Below are 10,270 nucleotides of genomic sequence, written 5' to 3' on the forward strand. Positions count from 1 at the left end.
ATAGGACGGATCCCGTCACAAGCTGTTCTGGATCGTGAAAAACCTGAGACTTGCACGGCCAAACTAGCTTGCTTCAGCTTCAATGCGCTCGGACGCATCAATCAGACGGCGCAATCGCCGGATGCAGGTGAACGTTACCTAGGGACGGGCGACCTGGCATTCGGCTAATTCCGCCCTCGTGGACGACGTTCCAGCCAGCGGCCGACTAGTCACCGCGCCACGATCCGCCGTCATGCCCGGCGGTCATACCGACCCGGTCGTGCGCGGCATCGGCAACGTCCGACCGTGGCGGGAGTTTCCCATGCGTCGAGATACCCAGCGCTGTGTCGCTGCCCCCAAACCCCGAGGAACACCATGTCCCGCGAGACCAGCATCCAAGCGACCGAAAAGTTCGGCGAACTCGTCAACGGCGGTCGGTTCGATGCCTTCCCCGAGGTCGTCGCCCCGGATTGCCACGATCACGACCCGGCGCCGGGCCAGCACATGGGTCCCGAGGGATACCAGGCTTTCTTCACGCAGCTCCGTTCCGCCTTCCCCGACATGCAGGTCGAGGTGAAGAAGCTCGTTGCTGACGGGGACAGCGTCGCCTTCGCCTACACGCTCACCGGCACGCACCAGGGCGACTTCAACGGCCACAAGCCCACCGGGAAGGCCATCAAGGTCCGCGGCATGCAGATCGGCCGCTTCGTCGACGGCAAGATGGTCGAGCGGTGGGGCTCGTCCGACGAGCTCGGCATCCTGAAGCAGATCGGCGCCATCGAGGGATAAGAGGCCTCCGCGAGGGTGTTCCATCCAACGGGACCTCGTCGAGGCCTGTTCCGGGGCGGCCCATGGACCGCTTATGAGCTCGGCGCAACTCGACCTCTATGGCTAGGTTGGGTCGGGACTCGCCGGTCAGCTGTACGACCGAATCGGGTGGAGAGCAGTCTGGCCGCTTTCGGTGGTGTGCTGTGCTAAAGCCGACATAGGTGACCCTGCCGACCGCGGAAGCTCCACGGTGCTTCCGCGCGAACGGTCTACGAGCCGAAGTCTCCCGGTCTTCCAAGATGGCCCGGAGATGCGTAGGGCGAAGGAAATAGCTTGATCTGACGCGTCGGGAGCACGCCCCCGCTCGCATGTGACCGAAAACGTCTTCGACCACACTCGGACTCCTTGGGATCAGATGTCGATCCGGGCGCCGATCTCGACAGCCCGGTCGACCGGGATGCGGAAGTACCGGGACGCGTCCGTGGCCGCACGAGCCATGGAGATGTAGAGCCTGTCCTGCCACACCGGCATGCCGGTCTCCGGCGAGGCGACCAGCACCCGTCGCGTCAGGAAGTAAGACAGGTCGCCCTTGTCCAGGCCCGCAGCCGCGAGGGCGCGTGGAAGGTCGGGCAGTTCGGTGAACCCGAAGCGCACCGTCACGCACGAGAAGGCTTCGGACAGCTTCTTCACGGCGACGCGCTCGGCGTCGGCCACGCGCGGCAGGTCCTCCGTGACGACGTGCAGGATGAAGTTGTTCGCGTGCAGCACGCGGTTGTGCCTGACGTTGTGCATCAGGGCGCCCGGGGTATCACCGGGCGTGCCAGTCAGGAACATGGCCGTTCCCGGCACCCGCTGGATCGAACCGGTATCGGACATTCGGGTGAACTCGGACAGCGGCACGCGCCGACGGTGGATCTCCTCGGCGATCAGGGCTGAACCGCGTCGCCAGGTCCACATCGCCGTGACGAGGCCGGCACCAATCGTCAGAGGCATCCAGCCGCCATGCAAGATTTTGAGAGCGTTGGCCGAGAGGAACACCATTTCGATCAACAGGAACGGCGCGATGATCGCGGCCGCGACCGCTGGCGACCAGCGCCAGACCTTCCAGGCGACGACGAACAGCAGGCAGGCGGTGATCACCATGTCCCCGGTGACCGCGATGCCGTAGGCCGCCGCCAAACCGCTCGACGACTTGAACAGCACCACAACGAACACGACCGCGACGAGCAGCCACCAGTTCACCCGAGGGATGTAGATCTGTCCCTTCTCGGTCTCGGAGGTGCGCAGGACGCGCATGCGCGGCAAAAGGCCGAGCTGCATCGCCTGCTGTGTGATCGAGAAGGTGCCGGTGATCACGGCTTGGCTGGCGATAACCGTCGCCACCGTGGCCAGTAGCACCATCGGTAGCAGCGCCCAGGACGGATAGAGCAGGAAGAACGGGTTCTCGGCCCGCTCCGGGTGAGCGAGCAGCATGGCTCCCTGACCGAGATAGTTCAGGGCGAGCGCCGGAAGGACCAAGCCAAACCAAGCTGTGCGGATCGGCGTGCGACCGAAGTGGCCCATATCGGCGTAGAGCGCTTCCGCCCCGGTAACAGCGAGGAACACTGCCCCGAGCGCCAGCAATCCGGCGGTGCCATGGCCCAGGATGAAGGAGACGCCGTGGGCGGGGTTGAGCGCGCCCAGGATGCTCGGATCATCGACAATGTGGCTTAGGCCGCCGAGCGCCATAACGACGAACCACAAGGCTGTGAGGGGCCCGAAGAAGGTCGCCACCCGCGCCGTCCCATGGCTCTGCAGAGCAAACAGGCCGATCAGGATGGCTAGGCTGATGGGCAGAACGTACGGCTCTGTGGCCGGCGTTACGAGCTTCAGCCCCTCCACCGCCGAGAGGACCGACATGGCAGGCGTAATGATGGCGTCGCCATAGAACAGCGAGACGCCAATCATGCCGAGCACGATGACGAATCCGCCGGAATGGCCTAGAGCGCGCTGAGCCAGTGCCACGAGGGAGGGCGTGCCGCCCTCGCCATCGTTATCTGCACGCATCACCAACAGCACGTACTTGAGCGTGACAATGAGGATGAGCGCCCAGAGGATCAGCGAAACGACGCCGAAGACCATCTCGCGGGTTGGTGCATGCCCCCCTCCGGCGGCGGCGTGAAGTGACTCCTTCAACGCGTAGAGCGGGCTGGTGCCGATGTCGCCATAGACCACGCCGACCGAACCGAGGGTCAGCGCCCAGAAGCCCGTCTTCGAACCCTGTCCCTTGTCAGAGGGCAGCGGGGTCTCCGACGTCGCGAACTCGGTCCTGGTGATTGCGGGCATCCACGGGCTCCACGTCCGCGAACGTGGGAAGCTCGCAAGGCAAGTCTCAACGGTCGAGGGGCCGGGAACGTTCGCGTAAGCCGAAGATGAATGTCCCCATTTCGGTGCACCGAGGATGGGGCGGGAATGCTCGATTCTGGCTATTCCCAAGCCAGCAACAGCCTCACATGCTCTCCTTGATACCGGATGAGACGAGCTACCAGTTTACTGGGTAGGCCGTGACGAAGCCCGCCACCGGCGCGACCTGCATAACGAACCAGAACGCGACGCTGTTTAACTCCAGCCTGGGCGCCGCGAGTGCCGGTAATGGTGCGAACTGCGCCGGGGCCATACCCGGCGACGATACGACTGCACGCGGTCCAACGGCCGCATACGATCAGCGTGACTTGGCGACTTCCGCGCCGGTCGATCCGACCGCGCCGGCCTTCGTGTCAGGCTTCCCTTCTCCGGTGCCCGAAGCTGCAGTCGTCATGTCAGTGCCCGGTCGCGCAACATCACCGGTGGGGCGGGTCCCGACGCCCATCCCACCGGTGCGGAGGCCGTCATCCGTGCGCTGTTCAGAAGCGGGTGCGGCAATCGCCAGCCTGGGATCTGCCGCGACGAGGAGCATGAGCGTGAAACGGGTCTTTCGGTCGTGCTACGATGGACCGGAAACGAGGATGTGGCACTGGGCAACGTCGTGACCTCACGCGGGCTGGTCACCGCTGCGCATCTTCATGAAACGGGCATGTCTTGCTTCCAGGTCGGCAAGGTCGTGCGGATCGGCGACGTCGCGCCTAGCCGCGGCGAGGACGAGGTCCGCATGCCGGGCGAGCTCGGCGGTGCGGTTCGTCAGTCGCTCGACCTCGGCGACGCGGGTGAGCACGTCGAGCATCCGGGCCAGCACGTGCACCGAGCCGGCGGCGTTCTGGCGGATCATGTGGAATATGGCATCGCACAGGCCGTCGTAGTCGGTCACGGGAAGGACGAGCACCACCCGACCGTCCCGGACGACGGCACCGGTGGGTAGATGGCGTGATGCCACCCGGCACAGGGCATCGCCGAGATGGTCGACGACGCTGCCGGCGGTGAAAGGGTCGTTGATGCCCGGCGAAAGCGCCCGGACCGCGATCTCGACGAGCTGCCGGATCGAGTATTCCAAGTCCTGAAGGGCGGCCGGACGTCGCCCGAAGGTCAGCGCCCGGCGAATGGCCGGCTCCGCGCCCTCGACCCCTGCGGAGAGGAACGCGACCGGGAACCCGGACGGGACGTAATCCCCCGGTCGCACGCGCAGGGCGACGGTGACACGGTGCTCGTGGGCCCAGTCGGCCAACCCGTCCTCGTCGACGGCTTGCAGGTAACCGCTGCCATCTGTGCGGACCCCGCCACCGGTCGGTAGCCGAGCTGGAAGTGTCATGCCTGCGCTGTCGCGGGTGCGAGCGTCGACGGCGGAGCGGAGGTCGCGATGGACCGCGTCGACTACCGTCTCGACGTTGATGCTGGCGGCGATGTGGTGGACGAACCAGACCAGCGTGGCAAGCGAGAGCAGCGCCAGCACCATCGCACCGGTGATCGCCAGGTGCGGGACGAATGGGCTCTCCTGCACGGTACGCACCGTGCGCAGGACCATCAGTGCGTAGGCGAAGGTGCCGAGGAAGATGCCCAGGACGATCTGGTTGCGGGCGTCGCGGGTGAAGTTGCGCAGCAGGCGTGGGCCCATCTGCCCGGATGCCAGCGTCAGGGCCGCGATGGTGATGGAGAAGGTTGTTCCGGCGACCCCGATGGTCGAAGATGCCACCGCACTCAGTAGCGCCCGGGCGCCCTCGGCCCCGCCGGAATAGCCCCAGTTCTGGTTCGGCGAGGAGGCGTCGTAACCGGCGATGTGTGCCGTCTCCAGCCAAATCCCGAGTTGCGCCAGCCCTATGCAGCCCAGAACGATCAGGGCCGGCCGGAGCCAGAACAGATCCCCCAGCCACTCGATCCAGGCCTTGAGGCGCGCCCTCATGCCGGGTCTCCCTTCCCTTCGGAGTCTCTGCCTTCGCGCTTTCCGCGTTCGAAGTCGGCACGATCCTCGCGGAGCACCTGCCAGCGGGCACGGGGTGGGCTTTTGCCGGCGGGCCAGCCCTCGCGCTGGCGGGTGCGGTCGCCGTCGGCCGCCTCGGTCTGGTCGTGCAGGAGGACTTGACTCGTCGGATACGGAAGGTCGATGCCGGCGGCTGTGAGCGCGTCCTTCACGTTCGAGATGGCGTGGTCGAGGGCGTCGACCGCGTCGCGCCGCCGGGGCGGGTCAATCCAGAACCGCGCCGTCATGTCGACGCCGGCGGCGCCGAGACCCGTGACCAGCGCCTCCGGGGCTGGGTCGGCCAGGACCCCTTCGGTCCCGCGCAGGGCCTCGACGATGACGAGGCGCGCCTCCTTCATGTCGTCCCCGTTGCCGATGGTGAGCGGGAAGGCGAGCCGGCGCTTGTCGTGCGCGGTGATGACGGTGATCTTGTCGACGAACAGCGTGGCGTTCGGAATCAGCACGCGTTGGTTGTCGTAGGTGCGCAGCACTGTCGCCCGCACCCAGACGTCCTCGACCGTGCCCTCGTAAGATCCGGCCCGGATCTGGTCGCCGATGACGAAGGGGCGGGTCAGCAGGATGAGGATGCCGGCCAGCAGGTTCTGCAGCACGTCGCGGAAGGCGAAGCCGATAGCGACGCCGCCGATGCCGAGGAGGTTGAACAGGTCGGCGGCGGAGACGGAGGGGAAGGCCACCGAGGCCGCTACCAGGAACGAGACCAGGATGGTCATGCCGCCCGCGATGCGCCCGAGCACCGCCGCAGACCCCGGCGAGGCCTCCCGCAGTGTGGCGGCGCGGCGAACGGCGGCACGGACCCCCCGGGCGACGAGCAGGCCGAGGCCGAACAGCACGAGGGCGACGGCGAGCCCCGGCAGCAGGGCGGCGGCCGAGCGGCCCAGCCCTTCAAGGCGTCCGAGCGCTTCCGAGAAGATCATGAGAACCCTTGGATCATGGGAAAACCGCCGGTGGCGGGCATGCCATCCGGCGGCGTCTCAGGGGGCTTTCGCGCAGTCACCGACCGCGCAGGCCCGTTGCGGTGATATCAGCGACGCGGGCCGCCGGACGTCCCGCCGTACTGCTGCCCGCCGAACTGGCTGCGAGAGGGCATGCTGGCGTTGCCGCGGCTGGCCGAGCCCTGCCGCATGCGGTGTTGGCGCATCATACGATGACGACGCATCTCACGCCGGGTCATGCGGACCTGTACGAGTTCGCTCCCATCCGAGGCCGTGACACCGGAGGCGTTCATGGGCAGGGCGGCCGAGGGCAGGCTGAATGCGCAGAGGCCTAGGCCGGTTAGGAGCGCTGAGGCGAGAAGAGTGTGCTTCATGGTTAGGTCTCCTCTGTCGCCGGGGATCACATCTTTTTCTTGGAATACTCGAACTTCGGCGCGTTCTTCAGGGTGTCCTTGTCGGTATCGGCATGGACCATCCACTTGCCGTCCTTACTGCTGATGGCCAGCGAGGACGGGTCGAGCACGACGTAGCTCTCGCCGAGGCCGAGGAAGCCGCCGACGCTGACGACGACGCCGGTTAGGGTCTTGCCGTTCCCGATGACCAGGTCCTCGACCTCGCCAACGGTCTCATTCTTGTTGTTGTAGACGGTGGTGCCGACGAGCTTCGAGGACATCACGTCGGCGGGCTTCACGGTCATGAACTTCAGCTTCACCGTCGCCGTGTCGGCCATCTTCATCCCCATGTCGGTGGACGCCGGCATCGCGGTGCCGGGAGTCGGCGCAGCCGGAGCCGGAGTGGTCTGGGCCATGGCGGGCAACGACAGACAGGTGAGCGCGAGGGCGGCGGCGAGGGTGCGATGGGACAAGAAGATCTCCTGAAAGAGGGCCTGAACGGATGGGACTGCCCGCGAGGCCTGGACGGCGACTGACCAGCGCTCGGTCAACCGGTTCGCAGGTCCAACGCGCCCGTTCAGGAAACGTTCATGTCAATCGGCCGGCATAAATAATAGAATAGGCTCGGCCTCCCGGCCTTCAGATGATCCCATGGAACGGGTGATCCCGATATCAAGGGCGTCATCATCGCGCATTTTCCAGAATGAACACCCTATCTCACGGAGATGATCTGAAGCCACGTCTTCGAATTCATGACTTTATCGTGATCCGTGTTTTGAAACTTACGGATAAGTCGATGCGTATGGGTGGCATGAGCCTCGACTTGCGAAGCTTCATCTCACTTATAGGATTTCCCATGATGCGCTCGACCCTGAACGCCGCTTTCCTCGCCGTCGGCCTGACCGTGTCCGCTGCCGCCCTGGCCGAGACCTCCCCCATGGTCGGCGGCGCGCCGATGATGGCCGACAAGACCATCGTCGAGAACGCGTCCAAGGCCAGCAACCTCACGACCCTGGTCGCCGCCGTGAAGGCCGCGGGCCTCGCCGACACCCTGAGCGGCAAGGGCCCGTTCACGGTCTTCGCCCCGACCAACGACGCCTTCAAGAAGCTGCCCGCCGGTACGGTCGACTCGCTCCTGAAGCCCGAAATGAAGAAGACCCTGACGGGCGTGCTGACCTACCATGTCGTTCCGGGCAAGCTCGACGCCAAGGAGCTGATGGCCAAGGCGAAGATGGGCGGCGCCGACGCCAACCTGAAGACGGTCGAGGGTCAGGTCCTGACGGTGAAGATGGACGGCAACCGGCTGTCGCTGATCGACCAGAAGGGCGGCGGCGCCTTCGTCGAGCAGGCCGACGTCAACCAATCGAACGGCGTCGTGCACGTCATCGACAGCGTGCTGATGCCCAAGTAACCGAAAAACAGCCGCCCTACCTCCGCCAGCGGGGGTGGGGCGGTCCAGGAAGCGTTCCACCAGGTCGGCGTGAGCGCCTCGGGCAGGAACCAAAGTCGGCGGGCAACGCTTCGGTTCGACAATCCCGACGCCCAGGCGTCTGATTGGAACCCCGCCGATGCACCCCTTGGACCTAATCGACCCTGCAAGGGGCCGCTCCGCCTTGCGCCTCGCCGGCGCCCTTGCCGTCATCGTCGGCCTCGCCCTCTCGGGGCCAGGCTTTGCGCAGTCCGTAGGCAGCTCCATCGACCAACCCACGCCCGGTACGCTCCCATCGGGAACGTCGACCACGAAGGGATCGGACGCCGCGCGCCACCAGGGCACCGGTGGGGTCGCGCCGCCGAGCGCGATCCAGTCCTCGACGGACGTCATGCAGTCCGAAGGCTCGGTTCAGGGGAAGGATCACGGCGGTCGAACCACCCCGATCCAGCACCTCCCGAAGGACATGCGCTGAGGCGCGCGCCAGCCGGTCGGGATCACAAGCCCCAGTTCGATGGACCGATGGCCCGGACACCCGCCGCCCATCGACGGGTGTCGCGACAAGGACTTCCGCGATGTTCTTCGATACCTGGTTCGGCCTGCTCAGGGTCGTGGTCGTCGCCCCCCTGGCGTACGTCGCCCTGATCCTGTTCCTCAGGATCTCGGGCAAGCGCACCCTAACGAAGCTGAATGCCTTCGACCTCGTGGTCACGGTCGCACTCGGCTCGACGTTGTCGTCCATTGTCCTGACGAAGTCGGTCGCACTCCTGGAGGGCGTCCTTGCGCTGGCGACCCTCATCGGCCTGCAATACGCGATCACCTGGTCGAGCGTGCGCTCCGCCCGGGTCCGGTCGCTGGTCAAGGCCGAGCCGACACTGCTCGCGCACAAGGGGCATCTCGTCGAGGGCGCGATGCGCCGGCAGCGCCTGACCCGCGACGACGTCCTTTCGGCCCTACGCTCGGAAGGGTTGGATGACCTCTCCCAGGCCGAGGCGGTGGTTCTGGAGACCGATGGCTCAATCAGCGTGCTCAAGTCGCTCTCCGACCGCAACGACGGCTTGGACGGGGTGCCGCCGCGCGAGAGCAACCGACCCGATCCGGGCCGTTCGTGAGATCTCTCGTCGGTTACGCGCTCCTGGTCCTTGCGGTGGTCCTTTCGGCCGCGAGCCTGATCCCGCTGGTGCCCACCGAGTGGTGGTGGGTGCGCCTGCTCGACTTCCCGCGCCTGCCCTTCGCCCTGGGATTGCTCGCGGTGGGCGTCGGCCTCCTGTTCTTTCTCCGGGAATCCCCAAGATCGACAGTGTCGACGCTGGCCCTCGTGGCGGTCGCCCTCACCGTCGATGCGTGGGTGCTTCGGCCGTACCTGCCGACCGGCAGCCTGAGGGACGAGGCATGTCCCGCCGAGCGGCGGCTGTCCGTGATGGTCGCCAACGTCCAGCTCGGGAACCGGAAGGCCACATCCTTGGTCGAGGCCGTCGCGCGGGTCGAGCCAGACCTGTTCCTCGCGATGGAGACCGACGCCTGGTGGGACGAGGCCCTGAAGCCCGTTCTCGCGGCGATGCCCCATGCCCTCCAGCGGATCACGGGGTCGTATTACGGCATCCACCTGTACTCCCGGCTGCCGCTGGTCAACGGGAGCATCCGGCACCTCGCGGGTCAGGACACCCCGGCCATCGTTACAGGCGTCACCCTGCGCAGCGGCGAGACCGTCGACTTCGTCGGCATCCACCCGAAGCCCCCGCAAGCCTGGCAATCCGCACGCGGGCGGGATGCCCAGCTCTACGCGGCGGCGGACGTGCTGCGGACGCGGGTCGAGCCCGGCATCCTCGCCGGTGACCTCAACGCCACGCCCTGGGAGATCGCGGTCGAGCGCATGGCGCGACTGTCGGGATTGATCGATCCCCGTCGAGGCTACGGCTACGTCGCGACCTGGAACGCGAAGGCGTGGTGGATGCGCTGGCCCCTCGACCACGTCTTCTACGAAGGCGGGTTCGCGACGGTGTCCGTCGAGCGCCTCGACGCGTTCGGATCGGACCACTTCCCCTACCTCGTCCGCCTCTGCCGTCAGACCGGAGAAGGTGCGAAGGCGCCCCCCGAGCGGGATGCGGACGATTTCGCCACGGCCAACGCGGTGCTTGCTTCGGCGGGCGCGACAGAACGGCTGGGCTCGCGTTGACGACCATCACCCATCGACAGGTCCCGGCAGGCTCTCGCTGCGCGGGCGGGGAGCGCCCGTGATCTCCACCTTCGACCTCGCCGCGATGCTGCTGACCCTCTCGGCCCTGTTTGTCCGTCGTCAGATGATTTGGGACATTCAGCGGTGTTCAGGAGCGGAGGCTCTGGTCCATCTGGGGTGAGAGGTTAGGCAGCCTGCGCGTGATGG

12 protein-coding genes are annotated in these 10,270 nt (G+C 66.4%); 6 read left to right on the top strand and 6 right to left on the bottom strand.

What is annotated here, in order from left to right; all coding sequences use genetic code 11:
* Positions 1–354: 354 nt before the first annotated feature.
* Positions 355–768, top strand: coding sequence for an ester cyclase (locus tag ASF58_RS09130; protein ID WP_055950637.1), 414 nt, complete (start codon positions 355–357; stop codon positions 766–768).
* A 390-nt stretch (positions 769–1,158) separates the two neighbouring features.
* Here the strand turns inward: ASF58_RS09130 and ASF58_RS09135 are convergent, their stop codons facing one another.
* The 6 genes from ASF58_RS09135 to ASF58_RS09155 all read right to left on the bottom strand — a co-directional run bounded on the left by ASF58_RS09135 (position 1,159) and on the right by ASF58_RS09155 (position 6,931).
* Positions 1,159–3,072: a potassium transporter Kup gene (locus tag ASF58_RS09135; RefSeq protein WP_055950638.1), complete on the bottom strand. Its 1,914-nt coding sequence runs from the start codon at positions 3,070–3,072 to the stop codon at positions 1,159–1,161.
* Positions 3,073–3,268: 196 nt separating this feature from the next.
* Positions 3,269–3,403: a DUF4396 domain-containing protein gene (locus ASF58_RS24855; RefSeq protein ID WP_082512946.1), complete on the bottom strand. Its 135-nt coding sequence runs from the start codon at positions 3,401–3,403 to the stop codon at positions 3,269–3,271.
* Between the two features lie 354 nt (positions 3,404–3,757).
* Positions 3,758–5,056, bottom strand: coding sequence for a DUF2254 domain-containing protein (locus ASF58_RS09140; protein WP_055950641.1), 1,299 nt, complete (start codon positions 5,054–5,056; stop codon positions 3,758–3,760).
* Positions 5,053–6,048, bottom strand: a complete 996-nt coding sequence (locus tag ASF58_RS09145; RefSeq protein WP_055950644.1) for a mechanosensitive ion channel family protein — start codon at positions 6,046–6,048, stop codon at positions 5,053–5,055. The genes ASF58_RS09140 and ASF58_RS09145 overlap by 4 nt, the downstream gene beginning before the upstream one ends.
* A gap of 107 nt (positions 6,049–6,155) precedes the next feature.
* The gene (locus ASF58_RS09150; protein ID WP_055950647.1) at positions 6,156–6,440 is read right to left on the bottom strand and encodes a hypothetical protein; all 285 of its coding nucleotides are present in this window, start codon (positions 6,438–6,440) and stop codon (positions 6,156–6,158) included.
* 26 nt (positions 6,441–6,466) lie between these two features.
* Positions 6,467–6,931, bottom strand: coding sequence for a PRC-barrel domain-containing protein (locus tag ASF58_RS09155; RefSeq protein ID WP_244477239.1), 465 nt, complete (start codon positions 6,929–6,931; stop codon positions 6,467–6,469).
* Positions 6,932–7,314: 383 nt separating this feature from the next.
* Between ASF58_RS09155 and ASF58_RS09160 the strand changes: the two genes are divergently transcribed.
* From ASF58_RS09160 to ASF58_RS27440, 5 genes are all read left to right on the top strand, one after another.
* Positions 7,315–7,869, top strand: a complete 555-nt coding sequence (locus ASF58_RS09160) for a fasciclin domain-containing protein (protein ID WP_200930188.1) — start codon at positions 7,315–7,317, stop codon at positions 7,867–7,869.
* A 157-nt stretch (positions 7,870–8,026) separates the two neighbouring features.
* Positions 8,027–8,362 (top strand): hypothetical protein, encoded by a 336-nt coding sequence (locus ASF58_RS09165; protein WP_244477240.1) that lies wholly within the window; start codon positions 8,027–8,029, stop codon positions 8,360–8,362.
* A gap of 100 nt (positions 8,363–8,462) precedes the next feature.
* The gene (locus ASF58_RS09170) at positions 8,463–8,999 is read left to right on the top strand and encodes a YetF domain-containing protein (RefSeq protein ID WP_055950649.1); all 537 of its coding nucleotides are present in this window, start codon (positions 8,463–8,465) and stop codon (positions 8,997–8,999) included.
* On the top strand, positions 8,996–10,063 hold the full coding sequence (locus ASF58_RS09175; RefSeq protein WP_055950652.1) for an endonuclease/exonuclease/phosphatase family protein: 1,068 nt from the start codon (positions 8,996–8,998) through the stop codon (positions 10,061–10,063). Before ASF58_RS09170 ends, ASF58_RS09175 begins: the two co-directional genes overlap by 4 nt.
* A 58-nt stretch (positions 10,064–10,121) precedes the next feature.
* On the top strand, positions 10,122–10,244 hold the full coding sequence (locus ASF58_RS27440) for a hypothetical protein (RefSeq protein ID WP_280137533.1): 123 nt from the start codon (positions 10,122–10,124) through the stop codon (positions 10,242–10,244).
* Positions 10,245–10,270 lie beyond the last annotated feature (26 nt).

Origin of the sequence: Methylobacterium sp. Leaf125 (assembly GCF_001423085.1) — a bacterium.
Classification (GTDB): domain Bacteria; phylum Pseudomonadota; class Alphaproteobacteria; order Rhizobiales; family Beijerinckiaceae; genus Methylobacterium.

Bases quoted from the DNA above. Each gene is read 5' to 3' on its own strand.
- ASF58_RS09130 (WP_055950637.1), top strand. From the start codon at position 355: ATGTCCCGCGAGACCAGCATCCAAGCGACCGAAAAGTTCGGCGAACTC.
- ASF58_RS09135 (WP_055950638.1), bottom strand. From the start codon at position 3,072: ATGCCCGCAATCACCAGGACCGAGTTCGCGACGTCGGAGACCCCGCTG.
- ASF58_RS24855 (WP_082512946.1), bottom strand. From the start codon at position 3,403: ATGGCCCCGGCGCAGTTCGCACCATTACCGGCACTCGCGGCGCCCAGG.
- ASF58_RS09140 (WP_055950641.1), bottom strand. From the start codon at position 5,056: ATGAGGGCGCGCCTCAAGGCCTGGATCGAGTGGCTGGGGGATCTGTTC.
- ASF58_RS09145 (WP_055950644.1), bottom strand. From the start codon at position 6,048: ATGATCTTCTCGGAAGCGCTCGGACGCCTTGAAGGGCTGGGCCGCTCG.
- ASF58_RS09150 (WP_055950647.1), bottom strand. From the start codon at position 6,440: ATGAAGCACACTCTTCTCGCCTCAGCGCTCCTAACCGGCCTAGGCCTC.
- ASF58_RS09160 (WP_200930188.1), top strand. From the start codon at position 7,315: ATGATGCGCTCGACCCTGAACGCCGCTTTCCTCGCCGTCGGCCTGACC.
- ASF58_RS09165 (WP_244477240.1), top strand. From the start codon at position 8,027: ATGCACCCCTTGGACCTAATCGACCCTGCAAGGGGCCGCTCCGCCTTG.
- ASF58_RS09170 (WP_055950649.1), top strand. From the start codon at position 8,463: ATGTTCTTCGATACCTGGTTCGGCCTGCTCAGGGTCGTGGTCGTCGCC.